The sequence below is a fragment of the Pseudomonas sp. 13159349 genome (genome assembly GCF_013305685.1).
GTDB lineage: Bacteria > Pseudomonadota > Gammaproteobacteria > Pseudomonadales > Pseudomonadaceae > Aquipseudomonas > Aquipseudomonas asiatica.
Genome location: NZ_CP045553.1, coordinates 5,716,523 through 5,734,008 on the forward strand (window position 1 = coordinate 5,716,523; position 17,486 = coordinate 5,734,008).

The following is a 17,486-nucleotide window of genomic DNA, read 5'->3' on the forward strand; positions in this document are numbered from 1 at the left end:
GATCAGACAGCAAACAGCAGGAACTCACGCTCCCAGGAACTGATGACTCGCTTGAAGTTCTCGTGCTCGGCGCGCTTGGTGGCGACGTAGCCGGTGATGAACTTCTTGCCCAGGTACTGCACCAGTGCACGGCTGTTTTCCATGCGTTCCAGGGCATCTTCGATGGTCAGTGGCAGGCGCAGGTTGCGGCGTTCGTAGCCACGGCCCTGCACCGGCGCGCTGGCGTCGATGCCTTCGACCATGCCGATGTAGCCACACAGCAGGCTGGCGGCGATGGCCAGGTAAGGGTTGGCGTCGGCGCCTGGCAGGCGGTTCTCGACCCGGCGGCTTTGCGGGCCGGCGTCCGGCACGCGCAGGCCGACGGTACGGTTTTCCTCGCCCCATTCCACGTTCACCGGCGCCGAGGTGTCGGGCAGGAAGCGGCGGAACGAGTTGACGTTGGGGGCGAACAGCGGCAATGCCTCGGGGATGAACTTCTGCAGGCCACCGATGTGGTGCAGGAACAGTTCGCTCATGCTGCCGTCGTCGTTGCTGAAGATGTTCTTGCCGGTGGCCACGTCGACCACGCTCTGGTGCAGGTGCATGGCACTGCCTGGCTCACCGGTCATGGGCTTGGCCATGAAAGTGGCGGCCACATTGTGCTTGAGCGCGGCCTCGCGCATGGTGCGCTTGAACACCAGGATCTGGTCGGCCAGGTGCAGAGCGTTGCCATGACGGAAGTTGATCTCCATCTGCGCCGTGCCGTCTTCATGGATCAGCGTGTCGAGGTCCAGCTGCTGCAGTTCGCACCAGTCGTAGACGTCTTCGAACAGCGGGTCGAATTCGTTGGCGGCTTCGATCGAGAACGACTGGCGGCCGGTTTCCGGCCGGCCCGAACGGCCTACCGGGGGCTGCAGCGGGAAGTCCGGGTCTTCGCTGCGCTTGGTCAGGTAGAACTCCATCTCCGGCGCGACGATCGGCTGCCAGCCCTTGTCGGCGTATAGCTTGAGGACTTTCTTCAGCACGTTGCGCGGCGACAGTTCGACCGGGTTGCCCTTCTTGTCGTAGGTGTCGTGAATCACCTGGGCGGTCGGCTCGATGGCCCATGGCACCAGGAACACGGCGTTCTCGTCGGGGCGGCAGATCATGTCGATGTCCGCCGGGTCCAGCAGTTCGTAATAGATGTCGTCGTCGACGTAGTCGCCGGTCACGGTCTGCAGCAGCACGCTCTCAGGCAGGCGCATGCCTTTTTCGGCGATGAACTTGTTGGTAGGCGAAATCTTGCCGCGCGTGATGCCGGTCAGGTCACTGATCATGCATTCGACTTCGGTGATCTTGTGCTCTTTCAACCAATCGGTGAGCTGGTCGAGGTTGTTACTCATAAATACCTCAGGAGGTAAGGTGGTCCGCGCACTGATTCTGGATGGAGTACATTGCTAAAGCAAAAACCCCCGCGCAGAGCCGCAGTGGATACACTGAAAACAAGTGTGTCCGTAATGAGTTCGAAAGGCAGGAAGACGAAACGAAGGGCGGCAAGCCGCTGCGAGGGCAGGTCCGGGAGCACCAAACGTCAATTATTGCGGCCAGGGCGGCCACGCCATTGACGAAGCTTGCAAAAATGACGGATGTACCCGATGGCACTGCGCAGGCAGTGCTTTCAGGTCTCGGCAAGCGGACCATGTGACCCTCGTATTATTGTGTTCTGGGTTGAGACCGAGCTTAGCCTTGTTCATTTTTTTACACAACACCTCCGTAAAAAATAAAACACGGTTGGTCGGAGATAGCCCTTTGCGAGAGAAATAGCGGATAATGGCTTGCCCCGATATGCAGCAAATCTGCCGTCGATGTGCCATTTCAGGGCATCATGGGGTTGGCTTGACATCAGTTTGTCTTTTCGATTGACTGGTCTTGCAAGCCCCCCTTGATTGATATTTTTAACAACAAAGGTGTTGCATCATGTCGGTACCCCCGCGTGCCGTTCAGCTTAACGAAGCGAACGCGTTCCTTAAGGAACATCCTGAGGTTCTCTACGTTGACCTTCTGATTGCAGATATGAATGGTGTGGTGCGTGGCAAGCGCATAGAGCGCACCAGCCTCCACAAGGTTTACGAGAAAGGCATCAACCTGCCTGCCTCCCTCTTCGCCCTGGACATCAACGGTTCCACCGTCGAAAGCACCGGGCTGGGCCTGGACATCGGCGATGCTGACCGCATCTGCTACCCGATCCCCGGCACCCTCTCCAACGAACCCTGGCAGAAGCGCCCGACCGCCCAGCTGCTGATGACCATGCACGAGCTCGAAGGTGAGCCGTTTTTTGCCGACCCGCGTGAAGTGCTGCGCCAGGTGGTCGACAAGTTCACCGAGATGGGCCTGACCATCTGCGCCGCGTTCGAGCTGGAGTTCTACCTGATCGACCAGGAGAACGTGAACGGCCGCCCGCAGCCGCCGCGCTCGCCAATTTCGGGCAAGCGCCCGCAGTCGACCCAGGTGTACCTGATCGACGACCTCGACGAATACGCCGACTGCCTGCAGGACATCCTGGAAGGCGCGAAGGAGCAAGGCATCCCGGCCGACGCCATCGTCAAGGAAAGCGCCCCAGCGCAGTTCGAAGTCAACCTGCACCACGTGGCCGACCCGCTCAAGGCCTGCGATTACGCGGTACTGCTCAAGCGGTTGATCAAGAACATCGCCTACGACCATGAAATGGACACCACCTTCATGGCCAAGCCCTACCCGGGCCAGGCAGGCAACGGCCTGCATGTACACATTTCCGTGCTGGACAAAGATGGCAACAACATCTTCACCAGCGAGGATCCCGAGCAGAACGCCGCGCTACGTCACGCTGTCGGCGGTGTGCTCGAGACCCTGCCCGCGTCCATGGCGTTCCTTTGCCCGAACGTCAACTCGTACCGCCGCTTCGGCGCGCAGTTCTATGTACCGAACGCGCCAAGCTGGGGCCTGGACAACCGCACCGTGGCCCTGCGCGTGCCGACCGGTTCGCCGGACGCCGTGCGCATCGAGCACCGCGTGGCCGGTGCCGACGCCAACCCGTACCTGATGATGGCCGCCGTACTGGCCGGCGTGCACCATGGCCTGACCAACAAGGTCGAGCCGGGTGAGCCGATCGAAGGCAACTCGTACGAGCAGTTGGAGCAGAGCCTGCCGAACAACCTGCGCGATGCCCTGCGCGAGCTGGACGACAGCGAGATCCTGAACAAGTACATCGATCCGAAGTACATCGACATCTTCGTCGCGTGCAAGGAGAGCGAGCTGGAGGAGTTCGAGCACTCGATCTCCGACCTCGAGTACAACTGGTACCTGCATACCGTGTAAACGAAAACGCCGCCCACAAGGGCGGCGTTTTTGTTCGAGATCGGTGTCGCCTGCTTCGCGGGTAAACCCGCTCCCACAGGGACCGCGCCGGCCTCAGGTCCGGTGAAGATCCTGTGGGAGCGGGTTCACCCGCGAAGAGGCCAGTACAGGTTTACAAGGGCTTCTCGAAGATCTTCGAATTACGCTGGTAGTTGTACAGCGAAGCCCGCGCCGCTGGCAGTCGCTCGACCCCACTCGGCGCAAACCCGCGTTCGCGGAACCAGTGCGCGGTACGCGTCGTCAGCACGAACAAGGTGTTCAGCCCCAACTGTCGCGCCCGGCTTTCGATGCGCTCCAGCAGCTCGTCGCCACGCCCGCCATGGCGGTACTCCGGGTTCACCGCCAGGCACGCCAGCTCGCCGGCATCGGAGTCGGCAATCGGGTACAACGCCGCACAGGCGATGATCATGCCTTCGCGCTCGACCACGCTGAACTGCTCGATCTCCCGCTCCAGCACCTCACGCGAACGGCGTACCAGGATGCCCTGCTCTTCCAGCGGGCTGATCAGCTCCAGCAAACCGCCCACGTCCTCGATGGTCGCCTCGCGTACCACTTCGAACTGCTCCTGCGACACCAGCGTGCCGCCACCGCCACGGGTGAACAGCTCGGTCAGCAAGGCGCCGTCCTCGGCATAGCTGACGATATGGCTGCGCGCCACGCCGCCTTTGCAGGCTTCGGCCGCGGCATCCAGCAATTCTCCCTGGTAATCGCTGCCCAGGCGCTGCAGATGCGGGGCAACCTGCTGTGGGCGCAGCTCACGCACCAGCTTGCCATCGGCATCCAGCAAGCCCGGCTCGGCACCGAACAGCAGCAGCTTGTCGGCACCCAGTTCAATGGCGGCGCGGGTGGCCACGTCTTCGCAGGCCAGGTTGAAGATTTCCCCCGTGGGCGAGTAGCCCAGCGGTGACAACAGCACGATGGAGCGCTCGTCGAGCAGGCGGCTGATGCCCTTGCGGTCGACCCGGCGCACTTCGCCGGTGTGGTGGTAGTCCACGCCTTCGAGCACACCGATCGGCCGCGCCGTGACCAGGTTGCCGGACGCCACGCGCAGGCGCGAACCCTGCATCGGCGAAGCGGCGATGTCCATCGACAGGCGTGCCTCGATGGCCAGGCGCAGGGCGCCGACGGCATCGATCACGCAATCCAGGGTGGCGGCATCGGTGATGCGCAGGCCACGGTGGTAGTGCGGGGTCAGGCCGCGATCAGCCAGGCGGCTTTCGATCTGCGGGCGCGAGCCATGCACCAGCACCAGGCGCACGCCCAGGCTGTGCAGCAGCACCAGGTCGTGGACGATGTTGCCGAAATTAGGGTGTTCCACCCCATCGCCAGGGAGCATGACCACGAAGGTGCAGTCGCGATGGGCATTGATATACGGGGAGGCATGACGCAGCCAGTTGACGTAGTCGGGCATGACAGGGCCTGTGGATAAGTGGACGGAGAACGGCGATACAGGGGGCGTTCAGGATCATCGTCGGAACAGGCTTGCGGTCACGCGCGGTCTCCTCTAGGCAGGAACGAAACAGTTCGGTTGACGTTTAGTCCAGGCAATAGTGCCGGATCAGGTCACGCAATAGACGCACGGTAGGCTCGATTCGTGACATTTCCAGGTATTCGCCGGGCTGGTGAGCACAGGCGATGTCGCCGGGGCCCAGCACGATGGTCTGGCAACCCAGTTGCTGAAGATAAGGCGCTTCGGTGCCGAACGCCACCGCTTCGGCGCGATGGCCGGTCAGGCGCTCCGCCACTTGCACCAGCTCGGCGTCGGCGGCCTGCTCGAATGGCGGCACCTCCGGGAACAGCGGCGCATAGTCGATGCGCACCTCAAAGCGCTCTGCCACCGGCATCAGCTTGGCGCGAATGGCCGCGCGAAGTTGCTCCACATCCATGCCTGGCAGCGGGCGCAGGTCGAACTCCAGGGCACATTGGCCGCAGATTCGGTTGGGGTTGTCGCCGCCGTGGATGCAGCCGAAGTTCATGGTCGGGGTCGGTACGGTGAACTGCGGGTTGCGGTAGGTCTGCTGCCATTGCTGGCGCAACCCCATCAGCTCGCCCATCACTGCGTGCATGGCCTCCATGGCGCTGCGGCCCAGGCTTGGGTCCGAGGAGTGGCCGCTGCGCCCGAGGATGTCGATGCGGTCCATGAGGATGCCCTTGTGCATGCGGATCGGCCGCAGCCCGGTGGGCTCGCCGATCACCGCCGCACGGCCGAGCGGCTGGCCGGCCTCGGCCAGGGCACGGGCCCCGGACATGGAGCTTTCTTCGTCACAGGTAGCGAGGATCAGCAGCGGCTGCTTGAAACCGTGCTCCAGCAGCGGGATGACCGCCTCGATGACCAGGGCGAAGAAGCCCTTCATGTCGCAGCTGCCCAGGCCGACCCAGCGGCCATCGGTTTCGGTCAGCTTCAGCGGGTCGCTGGCCCACAGCTGTTCGTCATAGGGCACCGTGTCGCTGTGCCCCGCCAGCACCAGGCCACCCGGGCCGGTGCCACGGCTGGCCAGCAGGTTGAACTTGCCGGGGCTGACCTGCTGGATGTCGCACTTGAAACCCAGGTCGCCCAACCAACCGGCCAGCAGGTCGATGACCTGGCGATTGGACTGGTCCAGCGCAGGCTGGGTGCAACTGACCGAGGGCGCGGCGATCAGGGCGGCGAACTGGTCTTTCAGCGTCGGCAACGGCATGCGCGTACTCCTCGGAAGCGTTGCCCATCATAGCAATGCCGTCCAACCGTGTGGGCTTCTTCGCGGGTAAACCCGCTACCACAGGGAAAGCGCCGCACCTGAGGGCAGCACAGGACCTGTGGCAGCGGGTTCACCCGCGAAGAAGCCTCCACGATCCAACAGACGAGAGCCGACTCCTGTAGACTGCTGGGCAACCACGCCCCTCCTTCGAGCCTGTGATGCACAAAGAAACCGAACTCAAGCTCCGCGCCAGCCGCGAGACCCTTGCCGCCCTGCGCGAGCACCCTCTGCTGAAAAAGCGCAACAAGTCCGGCTGGCAGACCCGCGAACTGCTCAACCAGTACTTCGACACTCCCGAGCGCGAGCTCTCTGCTGCCCGTGTCGCCCTGCGCCTGCGCCGCGATGGCGAGGCCATCATCCAGACCCTCAAGTGCCGCGGCACCAGTGTGGCCGGTCTGTCCGAGCGCAACGAGCATGAATGGCAGCTGGACAAGGTCAAGCTCGACCTGAAGAAGCTCGACGACAGCTGCTGGCCCGCGCAACTGGCCAACCTGGACAAAAAGACCATCAAGCCGCTGTTCACCACCGACTTCAGCCGTGAATACGCCGAAATCGCCTGGGGCCGTGGCAAGAGCAAGGTGGTGATCGAGGCCGCGCTGGACCAGGGTTTCGTGATCGCCGGCAAGCGCAAGGAAGAAATCTGCGAGCTGGAACTGGAACTGCGTGAAGGTGAGCCGCAGGCACTGCTGGAACTGGCCGCCGAGCTGGCCGCCAGCCTGCCGCTGATGCCATGTGACATCAGCAAGGCCGAGCGTGGCTACCGCCTGCTGGAGCCGGACAGCTACGAGCTGGGCCTGCCGCACACCGAGCTGGAAGCCGAAATGGCCGTGGACGACGCCTACGCCGCACTGGCCTGGCAACTGCTGGGCAGCAGCCAGCGCCTGGCCGAGCAATACCGCCACAACGGCCACTGGCGCCTGCTGCAGGACTGGGTCGAGTGCCTGAGCGAGCTGCGTGCCATTACCGCCAGCCTGGGCCAGGCTGCGCCACGCGCCACCACCCGTGACCTGCGCAGCAGCCTGGACGCCTTGCTCGAAGACTGGCGCCCGCTGGTGCAGGCCGGTAACGAAGACGAAGATATCCGCCGCGCCGCCCCCGAGCAGTTCGCCGAAGAACTGGAGGACGTGCGCTGGGGCCAGTTCTCGCTGGAAACCTCGCGCTGGCTGCTGGCCCGTGCCTGGACCGTGGAGCGCAAAGGCCGTGGCGAGCGCCAGGGCAAGGCGCAGCTGGCAAGCTGGCTGGCGCACCTGCTGGGCGAAGAAGGCCGAGCGTTGAAGCTGCCGCTGTACACCCAGCGGCCGGAAGACCTGGCCGAGCAACTGCCGCGTATCGAGCAGCTGCTGGCCTGGCTGCACCATGCTCGTCAGGTGCTGGAAGCGCCCCAGATGGACCGCCTGTATGGCGACCTGAAGAAGCTACATGAGCTGGCTGAGCAGCCGATCAGCGATGAAGTACTGGAAGCGCGTATCGAGCAGGCTCGGGCGGTGGATCAGAGCCGCGGCTGGAAGCACCTGCTCAAGGCTTGATACCGCGTCGCCTGCTTCGCAGCACAAGGCTGCTCCTACAGGGCACCGATATCCCCTGTAGGAGCAGCCTTGTGCTGCGAAGACCTCACCGCGACAGTGGCAGGCTGGTGGTGGACTTGATCTCCGACAGCGCCACGATCGAGTTCACCTCCTGAATCCCCGGCACGTTCGACAGCTTTTCGAAGAAGAACCGTTCATAAGCCTCGATATCCGGGGTGACGATGCGCAACAGAAAGTCCACCGACCCCATCAGCACATAACACTCCAGCACCTCCGGAAACCCGCGGATCGCGTCGGTGAACTCTGTGAAGTTGGAGCGCCCATGGGCGTTCAGTTTCACCTCGGCGAAAATCTGCGTGTTCAGGCCGACCTTCTTGCGGTCCAGCAAGGTCACCTGCCCACGAATCACCCCCTCCTCCTTCAACCGTTGGATACGCCGCCAGCACGGCGATTGCGACAGCCCCACGCGTTCGGCGATCTGCGCGCTGGACAGCGAAGCGTCCTCCTGCAGCAGTTCGAGGATACGGCGGTCGTAGGCATCCAGCTCGCTTTGCATAGACAATTCTCCTGAGAATCATTTTATGAATAGATCAATTCGCCAATACCGCGAAATGCTCAAATAATAGCGAAAAAATACCGCCACCAACGTGCAAGAATTTCTCCAACATTTGCGGAGACCAGCATGAACGCACAGCCCCGTACCGACGCCTGGGCCGCCAGCAGCGCCCACAGCACCGTGCACTATCGCCTGCAGGCCGAGGCCGAGCCTGACAGCCTGTGCCGGGTACTCAACCTGTTTGCCCTGCAGTTCCTGACCCCGCACAGCGTGCAGGTCAGTCAGCAGGACGACTGGCTGGATATCGAGGTCGGCATCGGCGGCCTGAGCTGGCACCGGGCCGAGGTGATTGCGCAAAAACTGCGTAACCTGGTGTGTGTGGGTGAGGTGAGCCTGAGCAACCTGCAGCGGGTGGAGCTGGCGGTTGTGTAAGCATTTACCGACCCTATCGCCGGCAAGCCGGCTCCCACAGGTACAGCGCAATCTTCGAGCCTGTGGTGGTCCTGTGGGAGCTGGCTTGCCAGCGATAGGGCCAGTACAGGCACAGTAAATTTCCGAAACTTTTCACTTCCGTTAACCTTCCGCCGTCCGGCTAGCCTTGATCAGCACTCCCCTATCAGGCACGGACGCCAACCATGCACTCCCCCGACAACCCGGCACTCGACCTCAAGCGCGTGCTCCAGGCCCTGCTCGCCGACCAGCACCTGCACGCCAACGACACCCTGCAGGTACTCGAGCACGCCGCCAATCACCCCACCGCCCACCCGCTGGAACAGATCGCCGCCTGCGCCCTGGAAGACCGCCGACACCCTGGCGAGCCCCTGGACCTGGATCGCCTCTGCCAATGGCTGGCCAACAAGGTCGGCCAGCCCTACCTGCGCATCGACCCGCTGCAACTGGACCTGCCCCAGGTCACCGGCCTGATATCCCCGGCCTTCGCCCAGCGCCACGGCATCCTTATCGTCGCCGCCGACGCCTCCAGCGTCACCGTCGCCAGCGCCCAGCCCTACCAGGACGACTGGCTGGCCGACCTCACCCGCAGCCTGGGCCGGCCGATCCGGCGCGTTCTGGCCAGCCCGCAGCAGGTCCGCCAGGCAGGGCAGTCGTTCCACCGCCTGGCCCAATCGGTAAAGGGCGCGCAACACCAGCAGTCAGCCAGCCTGGGCGAACTCGAACAGCTGCTGGAGCTGGGCAAGCGCCAGGCCGAGGCCAGTGCGGACGACGCGCACATCGTGCATATCGTCGACTGGCTGCTGCAGTACGCCATCGAGCAACGCGCCAGCGATATCCACCTGGAACCACGCCGCGAACAGGGCCAACTGCGCTACCGCATCGACGGCCTGCTGCACAACGTCTACGCCTTCCCCGCCGGGGTGACCCTGGCGCTGGTCAGCCGCCTGAAACACCTGGGGCGCATGGACGTCGCGGAAAAACGGCGGCCGCAGGATGGCCGGCTGCATAGCCGCCTGCCTGGCGGCGGCGAGGTGGAACTGCGACTGTCGACCTTGCCGACTCCGTTCGGCGAGAAACTGGTGCTGCGCCTGTTCGACCCGCAACAGTTGCAAGAGGGCTTCGACCGGCTCGGCCTGGACGGGGCGCAACTGGACCAGTGGCAAGGCCTGCTGCGTCATCGTCAGGGCATCATCCTGGTTACCGGCCCCACCGGGTCCGGCAAGACCAGCACGCTTTACGCCAGCCTCAAGCTGCTGGCCACGCCGCAGGTCAACCTGTGCACCATCGAAGACCCGATCGAGCGCCTGGAACCCGCCTTCAACCAGTTGCAGGTGCAACCCGCCCTGGACCTGGGATTCGCCAATGGTGTGCGGGCCATGCTGCGCCAGGACCCGGACATCATCATGATCGGCGAAATCCGTGATCGCGAGACCGCCCTGGTGGCGGTACAGGCAGCCCTTACCGGGCACCTGGTCCTGTCGACCCTGCATACCAACGACGCCTGTGGCGCGATCACCCGCCTGCAGGAGCTGGGTGTGGCCGACTACCTGATCAAGGCGACGCTGGTGGGGGTCATGGCCCAGCGGCTGGTGCGCACACTGTGCGCGGATTGCCGGGGTGATACAGCGCTGCGCGAAGGGCAGCCATGCCGTACCTGTCGTGGCACGGGGTTCCATGGCCGCACAGGGTTGTTCGAGCTGCTGATACCCAGCGACAGACTGCGCGCCCTGATAGGCCCGGACAGCGATCTGGCCAGTTTGCGTCGTCAGGCCGTGGCCGATGGCTTGCTCGATCTGCGCCGCTGCGGCGATGCCAAGGTAGCCTGTGGGCAGACCCGCCAAGAGGAAGTGCTACGGGCCTGTTCCTGAGCAAAAATCCTTTGTATTCAAGGAACTTGCCCCCCTGTGGCAGGATCAAACCGCGCATCTTCAACCCTCACCCTTCGAGGTGTTTCAACATGCGTTTCAAAACCGCCATCGCTGCCGCTGCCTTGCTTTCGCTGCCTATCGGCTCGGCCATGGCCGATACCTTCTGGCGTAACGTGATGACTACCGGTGCTACCACGGCATCGAGCTACCTGACTTCCGGGGATCACAAGCTGGTGATGGCGGCGCAGGATGACGCCGGCAGCTTCGTGGCCAGCGAAGGCGCGATCCGTGGGCCGTTCCTCGAAGCGGCAATTCGCCAGGCTCGCGCGGAGAACCCGGGGATGCAGGCTTCCGACATGGAACTGGCCAATGCCATCTTGGCCAAGAATGCGGTAGCCGAGTAACCGCGTCGCCTGCTTCGCGGATGAACCCGCTCCCACAGGTACTGCACAGTATTCGAAACTTGTACAAGTCCTGTAGGAGCGGGTTTACCCGCGAAGGGGCCGGCACAGGCAAACCACAATTAGCGATACGCCTCCACCGGCACACAAGCACAGAACAGATTCCTGTCCCCATAAACGTTGTCGACCCGGTTCACCGCTGGCCAGTACTTGTGCTGGCGCACGTGAGCACTGGGCGCCACCGCCTGCTCCAGGCTGTAAGGCCTGTCCCACTCCGCCAGCACATCGGCCAGGGTATGCGGCGCATGCTTGAGCGGGTTGTTCTCCGCCGGCCAGTTGCCCTCCTGCACTTCGCCAATTTCCGCCCTAATCGCCAGCATCGCCTCGACGAAGCGGTCCAGTTCAGCCTTCGATTCACTCTCGGTCGGCTCGACCATCAGCGTGCCCGGCACCGGGAACGACATGGTCGGCGCATGGAAGCCATAGTCCATCAGGCGCTTGGCCACGTCCTCTTCACTGATGCCGGTCAGCGCCTTCAGCGGCCGCAGGTCGAGGATGCACTCATGCGCCACCCGCTGGTTGCGCCCGCGATAGAGCACCGGGAAGGCACCACCCAGCTGGCTGGCCAGGTAATTGGCCGAGAGGATCGCCACCTCGCTGGCATCGGCCAGTTGCGGGCCCATCATGGCTATGTACATCCAGCTGATCGGCAGGATGCTCGCACTGCCCCAGGGCGCAGCACTGACCGCGCTGTTGTTCGGGTCCAGGCCGGGTACCGGCACCACCGGATGGCTGGCAACGAACGGCTTGAGGTGCGCGCGAATGCCGATCGGGCCCATGCCCGGGCCGCCACCACCGTGGGGGATGCAGAAGGTCTTGTGCAGGTTCATGTGTGAAACGTCGGCGCCGATATCCGCCGGACGCGCCAGGCCCACCTGGGCATTGAGGTTGGCACCATCCATATACACTTGGCCACCGTGCTGGTGGACCACTTCGCAGATTTCGCGAATCCCCTCTTCATAAACGCCGTGGGTCGACGGGTAAGTGATCATCAGGCACGACAACCGATCCCCGGCCGAGTGGGCCTTGGCCTTGAGGTCGGCCAGGTCGACGTTGCCATCGTCGTCGCAATCGACGATCACCACCTCCATGCCGGCCATTTGCGCCGATGCCGGGTTGGTGCCGTGGGCCGACGACGGGATCAGGCAGAGCGTGCGTTGCGGCTGGTGGCGGCTGCGATGATAGCGGGTAATGGCCATCAGGCCGGCATACTCGCCCTGGGCGCCGGAGTTGGGCTGCATGCAGATGGCATCGAAGCCGGTAATGGCGCACAGCCAGCTTTCCAGTTCGTCGATCATCGCCTTGTAGCCGGTGGCCTGGGCCGCCGGGGCAAACGGGTGCAGCTGGGCAAAGCCGGGCCAGGTGATGGGGATCATCTCGCTGGTAGCGTTGAGCTTCATGGTGCACGAGCCCAGCGGGATCATCGACTGGTTCAGCGCCAGGTCCTTGTTCTCGAGTTGCTTGAGGTAGCGCAGCATCTCGGTTTCGCTGTGGTGCAGGTTGAACACCGGGTGGGCGAGAAACGGCGTGCGCCGCACCAGGCTGGCAGGGATGCCTTCGGGCAGGGCCAGTTGGTCGAGTGCGGCTATATCCAGGCCGTGATCCACCCCCAGGAAGATATCGAACAGGCGCAACACCGTCTGCTCCGAGCAAGTCTCGTCCAGGCTCACGCCCAGATGCCCGCGGCCAAGGATTCGCAGGTTGATCTGGGCGGCCTCGGCGCTTTCGATGATGGCCGCCTGGGCACCGCCGACGTCCAGGGTAAGGGTGTCGAAGAAGTGCTGGTTGAGGCGCTTGATGCCCTTGGCCTCAAGGCCGGCGGCCAGGATGAAGGTCAGCCGGTGCACGCGCTGGGCAATGCGCTGCAGGCCTTCGGGGCCATGGTATACCGCATAGAAGCCGGCAATGTTGGCCAGCAGCACCTGGGCCGTGCAGATGTTGGAGTTGGCCTTCTCGCGGCGGATATGCTGCTCGCGGGTCTGCAGTGCCATGCGCAGCGCGGTGTTGCCACGGGCATCGCGCGACACGCCGATGATGCGCCCCGGCATGGCTCGCTTGTAGTCATCGCGGCAGGCGAAATAGGCCGCGTGGGGGCCGCCATAGCCCATCGGTACGCCAAAGCGTTGGGTTGAACCCAGCACCACATCGGCTCCCAGCTCCCCAGGCGGTGCCAGCACCACCAGGCTCAGCAGGTCGGCGGCTACGCAGGCCAAGGCATGCTGGCTGTGCAAATGGTCGATCAGCGGGCGCAGGTCGCGCACCTCGCCATGAGTATCCGGGTACTGCAGCAAGGCCCCGAAAACCGCGTGTTTGCCAAGGTTATCCACAGAGTCGACGATCAGCTCGAAGCCGAAGCCCTCGGCACGGGTCTTGAGTACCGACAGGGTTTGCGGGTGACAGTGCTCGTCGGCGAAGAAGGCATTGCTCTTGTTGCGCGCCACCCGCTTGGCCAGGGCCATTGCCTCGGCGGCGGCGGTGGCTTCGTCGAGCAGCGAGGCATTGGCCAGGGCCAGCCCGGTGAGGTCGATGACCATCTGCTGGAAGTTCAGCAGCGCCTCCAGCCGGCCTTGGGCAATCTCGGGCTGATAAGGCGTGTAGGCGGTGTACCAGCCCGGGTTCTCCAGCACGTTGCGCAGGATGACCGTGGGGGTGATGGTGCCGTGGTAGCCCATGCCGATCAGACTGGTCCAGACCTGGTTCTGCCCGGCGTAACCGGCGAGCTTGGCCAGGGCGGCCTGTTCGTCCAGTGCCGGCGGCAGGTCGAGGGGGCGATTGAGGCGGATGTCTGGCGGTACGGTCTGCTCGATCAGCTCACTGCGGCTGGCGACACCCAGCGCGTTGAGCATGGCCTGCTGCTCCGTGGCATCCGGGCCAAGGTGGCGACGCAGGAATGGGTTGAGCTCTTGCAGTTGATGCAGGGATGGCGACTGGGACATGACGACGCTCTCTTCCTGGAACAGCTCTCATGGAGACTTACAAGTCTAGGAAGGGATTGCCGATTCTGCGGGGAAACTTGTTTTGCCAGTACCGGCCCTATCGCCGGCAAGCCAGCTCCCACAGGTAACCACAGGCCCTGAGGCGCGCGCTATCTCTGTGGGAGCTGGCTTGCCGGCGATGAGGCCTGAAGCCCTATTCGCCGATAGCGGCCGCGTAACCAGCAGCATCCAGCAGCTTGTCCAGCTCAGACTTGTCGCTTGGCTTCAGCTTGAAAATCCAAGAATCGTAAGGTTCTTCGTTGAGCAGCTCAGGGCTATCAGCCAGCTCTTCGTTGACCGCAATCACTTCGCCACCGACCGGGGCGTAGATGTCCGAAGCGGCCTTGACCGACTCGACCACACCGGCCGCATCGCCAGCGGCGAATACCTTGCCGACTTCGGCCAACTCGACGAACACCACGTCACCCAGGGCTTGCTGGGCGTGGTCGCTGATACCAACAGTCACGGTGCCGTCGGCTTCCAGGCGAGCCCACTCGTGGCTTTCGGCAAAACGCAGTTCGGCGGGGATATTGCTCATGTCTTGAATTCCTCGATTGGCTCAGCGGTACGCCCGCCGGTTAAAAATTGTTCAGATCAGGATCTTGCCGTGGCGCACGAAGGTCGGTTTGACTACCCGCACCGGGTACCACTTGCTGCGAATTTCCACCTCGGCCCGGTCGCCGGTGGCCATGGGCACGCGTGCAAGGGCAATGGACTTGCTCAGCGTAGGCGAGAAACTACCACTGGTGATCTCCCCTTCGCCAATCCCGGCTACACGCACCACCTGGTGGGCACGCAGCACGCCACGCTCTTCCAGCACCAGGCCGACCAGTTTTTCCTGCACGCCGTGCTCGATTTCCGCCAGCAGCCCGGCGCGCCCGATGAAATCGCGCTCGGCCGGCTCCCAGGCGATGCTCCAGCCGAGGTTGGAGGTGAGCGGTGTGTGGTTTTCGTCGATGTCCTGGCCGTACAGGTTCATGCCGGCTTCCAGGCGCAGGGTATCGCGGGCACCAAGGCCGCTGGGGGCGATGCCGGCACCGACCAGGTCGTTGAAGAAGGCCACGGCCTGCTCGCCGGGGAGGATGATCTCCAGGCCGTCTTCACCGGTATAACCGGTGCGGGCAATGAACCAGTCGCCTTCGGCAAAGCCTTCGAAAGGACGCAGTTCGCGGATCAGCGCCGCACGCGAGGGGCTGAGCAGGGCTGCAACCTTTTCTCGAGCATGCGGGCCCTGGATGGCAAGGATGGCCAGGTCTGGGCGGACCTGGAAGTCCACGGCAAAACCGCCACGCTGCTGCTGCAGCCAGTCGAGTACCTTGGCACGGGTGGCGGCGTTGGTGACCAGGCGATAGCCATGTTGTGTGCGGTAGACGATCAGGTCGTCGATCACCCTGCCCTGTTCCTGCAACAGCGGGCTGTACAGCGCCTTGCCGGTGTCGTCGAGGCGGGCCACGTCGTTGGCCAGCAGACGCTGCAACCAGGCAGTGGCGTCGCTACCATCGACATCGATCACGGTCATGTGGGAAACATCGAACACCCCGCAATCGCTGCGCACCTGATGGTGCTCCTCGACCTGCGAGCCATAGTGCAGGGGCATGTCCCAGCCACCGAAATCGACCGTCTTGGCGCCAAGCGCCAGGTGCAGGTCATACAAAAGCGTGCGCTGTCCCATGGGTTTCTCCTTCCGGGCGTGGCGAAGCGGCGGCGGTCGATGACGTCGGGTCGTCAGCTCTTCTTGTGTAGGACCCGCCGCGCGAATGCCGCGCATTGTAGCCGCAAGGGCGCGGGCTGGCACCCTCAGTGACTGTGACCGGGTCGACGTGCCGAACGGCGGATCAGGCCGATGACCGGCAGCAGGCCCACCAGCACCAGGGTCAGTGCCGGCAACGATGCACGCGCCCACTCACCCTCGCTGGTCATCTCGAACACCCTTACCGCCAAGGTGTCCCAGCCGAACGGGCGCATCAGCAAGGTGGCCGGCATTTCCTTGAGCACGTCGACGAACACCAGCAGGGCGGCGCTGAGCGCGCCAGGCACCAGCAGCGGCAGATACACCTTGAAAAACAATCCCGCGCCACCGACGCCCAGGCTGCGGGATGCCTCGGGCAGTGACGGGCGGATCCGCTCCAGGCTGCTCTCCAGCGGCCCGTAGGCCACCGCGATGAAGCGCACCAGGTAGGCCAGCAGCAATGCGGCCAGGCTGCCCAGCAGCAGCGGCTTGCCGGCACCGCCCAGCCAGCTGGACAGCGGGATGACCAGGTGGTTGTCGAGGTAACTGAAGGCCAGCATGATCGAAACCGCCAGCACCGAGCCGGGCAAGGCATAGCCCAGGTTGGCCAGGCCCACCCCGGCGCGAATACCACCCGTCGGCGCCTGGCGCCGGGCAAAGGCCAGCAGCAACGCCACGCACACCGTGACCAGCGCCGCCATGCCGCCCAGGTACAGGGTGTGCAACACCAGGCCGACATAGCGCTCGTCCAGGTCATGTCGGCCACGCTGCCAGAACCACGCCAGCAGTTGCAGCAGCGGGATGACGAAGGCGCAGGCGAACACCAGCAGGCACCAACCGCTGGCCAGCAACGCCTTGACCCCGTGCAGGTGGTACAGCGCCTGCCCGCGCGGCCGCTCGTTGCCGCTGCGGCTGGCCCCCCTGGCACGGCGCTCGCCATACAGCACCAGCATCACCGCCAGCAGCAGCAGGCTGGCCAGCTGGGCAGCGCTGGACAGGCTGAAGAAGCCGTACCAGGTCTTGTAGATGGCCGTGGTGAAAGTGTCGAAGTTGAATACCGCAACCGCGCCGAAGTCGGCCAGTGTTTCCATCAGGGCCAGGGCAATACCGGCGCCGATCGCAGGCCGAGCCATGGGCAGAGCCACGCGCCAGAACGCTTGCAGCGGGGACAGCCCCAGCACCCGCGCGGCTTCCATCAGGCCCTTGCCCTGGGCCAGGAATGCGCTGCGCGCCAGCAGGTAGACATAGGGGTAGAACACCAGCACCAGTACGACGATCACCCCGCCGGTGGAGCGAACCCGCGGCAGGCGCATCGGCCCGAACACCTCGCGCAGGGCGCTCTGCACCGGGCCGGCGAAGTCCAGCAGGCCGACGAAGACGAACGCCAGCACATAAGCAGGGATGGCGAACGGTAGCATCAGCGCCCAGTCCAGCCAGCGCCGGCCAGGGAACTCGCAGAGGCTGGTCAACCAGGCCAGGCTGACCCCCAGTAACGTGACGCCGATGCCCACACCCGCCACCAGCGTCAGGGTATTGCCCAGCAGGCGAGTCATCTGGGTGTCGAGCAGGTGCGACCAGATCTGCAGGTCGATCGACTGCCAGGACAACAGCAGGACGCTCAGGGGCAGGAGCACCAGGGCGGCGACCAGGGTGACCGGGAGGTACCAGCGGCGTTGGGGGGAGTGGGGCAAGTTGAATGTCTCTGTGGCTGATTTGCGACCGCTATGCGGTCGTTCGCGGGCATGCCCGCTCCCACAGAGATCGAGTAATCCTGTGGGAGCGGGCATGCCCGCGAAGAGGCCCTGAAAGGCCCCGGAAGGATAAAGCCT

At 64.1% G+C, this 17,486-nt stretch carries 14 protein-coding genes; 6 read left to right on the plus strand and 8 right to left on the minus strand.

Going from position 1 to position 17,486, the window contains the following annotated elements; translation table 11 throughout:
* Positions 1–2: 2 nt before the first annotated feature.
* Complete coding sequence (locus GEV38_RS26225; protein ID WP_013974708.1) at positions 3–1,361, minus strand: glutamine synthetase family protein; 1,359 nt, start codon at positions 1,359–1,361, stop codon at positions 3–5.
* 41 nt (positions 1,362–1,402) lie between these two features.
* Here GEV38_RS26225 and GEV38_RS26230 point away from each other — a divergent pair, with 41 nt between their 5' ends.
* A complete protein-coding gene (locus tag GEV38_RS26230) occupies positions 1,403–1,663 on the plus strand; it encodes a hypothetical protein (RefSeq protein ID WP_015272221.1) in 261 nt (86 codons plus the stop codon).
* Between the two features lie 272 nt (positions 1,664–1,935).
* Positions 1,936–3,312, plus strand: coding sequence for a glutamine synthetase family protein (locus GEV38_RS26235; RefSeq protein ID WP_015272222.1), 1,377 nt, complete (start codon positions 1,936–1,938; stop codon positions 3,310–3,312).
* 151 nt (positions 3,313–3,463) lie between these two features.
* Here GEV38_RS26235 and argA read toward each other — a convergent pair whose 3' ends face one another.
* Both argA and argE read right to left on the minus strand, forming a co-directional pair.
* Positions 3,464–4,762, minus strand: coding sequence for an amino-acid N-acetyltransferase (gene argA / locus GEV38_RS26240; protein ID WP_013974710.1), 1,299 nt, complete (start codon positions 4,760–4,762; stop codon positions 3,464–3,466).
* A 124-nt stretch (positions 4,763–4,886) separates the two neighbouring features.
* Positions 4,887–6,029 carry an acetylornithine deacetylase gene (gene argE / locus GEV38_RS26245; protein ID WP_054573419.1) on the minus strand — a complete coding sequence of 381 codons (1,143 nt, stop codon included), beginning with the start codon at positions 6,027–6,029 and terminating at the stop codon, positions 4,887–4,889.
* A 218-nt stretch (positions 6,030–6,247) separates the two neighbouring features.
* Between argE and GEV38_RS26250 the strand changes: the two genes are divergently transcribed.
* Positions 6,248–7,615, plus strand: a complete 1,368-nt coding sequence (locus tag GEV38_RS26250) for a CYTH domain-containing protein (protein WP_003259352.1) — start codon at positions 6,248–6,250, stop codon at positions 7,613–7,615.
* An 85-nt stretch (positions 7,616–7,700) separates the two neighbouring features.
* Here the strand turns inward: GEV38_RS26250 and GEV38_RS26255 are convergent, their stop codons facing one another.
* Complete coding sequence (locus GEV38_RS26255) at positions 7,701–8,171, minus strand: Lrp/AsnC family transcriptional regulator (protein WP_123083967.1); 471 nt, start codon at positions 8,169–8,171, stop codon at positions 7,701–7,703.
* 126 nt (positions 8,172–8,297) lie between these two features.
* On the opposite strand from GEV38_RS26255, the gene GEV38_RS26260 reads away from it, so the two are divergent.
* From GEV38_RS26260 to GEV38_RS26270, 3 genes are all read left to right on the plus strand, one after another.
* Positions 8,298–8,603: a hypothetical protein gene (locus tag GEV38_RS26260; RefSeq protein WP_003259353.1), complete on the plus strand. Its 306-nt coding sequence runs from the start codon at positions 8,298–8,300 to the stop codon at positions 8,601–8,603.
* A gap of 203 nt (positions 8,604–8,806) precedes the next feature.
* Positions 8,807–10,492 (plus strand): GspE/PulE family protein, encoded by a 1,686-nt coding sequence (locus GEV38_RS26265; RefSeq protein ID WP_015272226.1) that lies wholly within the window; start codon positions 8,807–8,809, stop codon positions 10,490–10,492.
* Positions 10,493–10,581: 89 nt separating this feature from the next.
* Complete coding sequence (locus tag GEV38_RS26270) at positions 10,582–10,896, plus strand: DUF2388 domain-containing protein (protein ID WP_003259356.1); 315 nt, start codon at positions 10,582–10,584, stop codon at positions 10,894–10,896.
* Positions 10,897–11,015: 119 nt separating this feature from the next.
* Here the strand turns inward: GEV38_RS26270 and gcvP are convergent, their stop codons facing one another.
* From gcvP to GEV38_RS26290, 4 genes are all read right to left on the minus strand, one after another.
* Positions 11,016–13,889 (minus strand): aminomethyl-transferring glycine dehydrogenase, encoded by a 2,874-nt coding sequence (gene gcvP / locus GEV38_RS26275; protein ID WP_054573421.1) that lies wholly within the window; start codon positions 13,887–13,889, stop codon positions 11,016–11,018.
* A gap of 193 nt (positions 13,890–14,082) precedes the next feature.
* The gene (gcvH, locus tag GEV38_RS26280) at positions 14,083–14,466 is read right to left on the minus strand and encodes a glycine cleavage system protein GcvH (RefSeq protein ID WP_015272228.1); all 384 of its coding nucleotides are present in this window, start codon (positions 14,464–14,466) and stop codon (positions 14,083–14,085) included.
* 51 nt (positions 14,467–14,517) lie between these two features.
* A complete protein-coding gene (gene gcvT, locus GEV38_RS26285; RefSeq protein WP_015272229.1) occupies positions 14,518–15,600 on the minus strand; it encodes a glycine cleavage system aminomethyltransferase GcvT in 1,083 nt (360 codons plus the stop codon).
* Between the two features lie 125 nt (positions 15,601–15,725).
* A complete protein-coding gene (locus GEV38_RS26290; RefSeq protein WP_015272230.1) occupies positions 15,726–17,348 on the minus strand; it encodes an iron ABC transporter permease in 1,623 nt (540 codons plus the stop codon).
* Positions 17,349–17,486 lie beyond the last annotated feature (138 nt).

Coding starts and splice junctions, on each gene's coding strand:
- GEV38_RS26225 (WP_013974708.1), bottom strand. CDS start 1,361: ATGAGTAACAACCTCGACCAGCTCACCGATTGGTTGAAAGAGCACAAG.
- GEV38_RS26230 (WP_015272221.1), top strand. CDS start 1,403: ATGGAGTACATTGCTAAAGCAAAAACCCCCGCGCAGAGCCGCAGTGGA.
- GEV38_RS26235 (WP_015272222.1), top strand. CDS start 1,936: ATGTCGGTACCCCCGCGTGCCGTTCAGCTTAACGAAGCGAACGCGTTC.
- argA (WP_013974710.1), bottom strand. CDS start 4,762: ATGCCCGACTACGTCAACTGGCTGCGTCATGCCTCCCCGTATATCAAT.
- argE (WP_054573419.1), bottom strand. CDS start 6,029: ATGCCGTTGCCGACGCTGAAAGACCAGTTCGCCGCCCTGATCGCCGCG.
- GEV38_RS26250 (WP_003259352.1), top strand. CDS start 6,248: ATGCACAAAGAAACCGAACTCAAGCTCCGCGCCAGCCGCGAGACCCTT.
- GEV38_RS26255 (WP_123083967.1), bottom strand. CDS start 8,171: ATGCAAAGCGAGCTGGATGCCTACGACCGCCGTATCCTCGAACTGCTG.
- GEV38_RS26260 (WP_003259353.1), top strand. CDS start 8,298: ATGAACGCACAGCCCCGTACCGACGCCTGGGCCGCCAGCAGCGCCCAC.
- GEV38_RS26265 (WP_015272226.1), top strand. CDS start 8,807: ATGCACTCCCCCGACAACCCGGCACTCGACCTCAAGCGCGTGCTCCAG.
- GEV38_RS26270 (WP_003259356.1), top strand. CDS start 10,582: ATGCGTTTCAAAACCGCCATCGCTGCCGCTGCCTTGCTTTCGCTGCCT.
- gcvP (WP_054573421.1), bottom strand. CDS start 13,889: ATGTCCCAGTCGCCATCCCTGCATCAACTGCAAGAGCTCAACCCATTC.
- gcvH (WP_015272228.1), bottom strand. CDS start 14,466: ATGAGCAATATCCCCGCCGAACTGCGTTTTGCCGAAAGCCACGAGTGG.
- gcvT (WP_015272229.1), bottom strand. CDS start 15,600: ATGGGACAGCGCACGCTTTTGTATGACCTGCACCTGGCGCTTGGCGCC.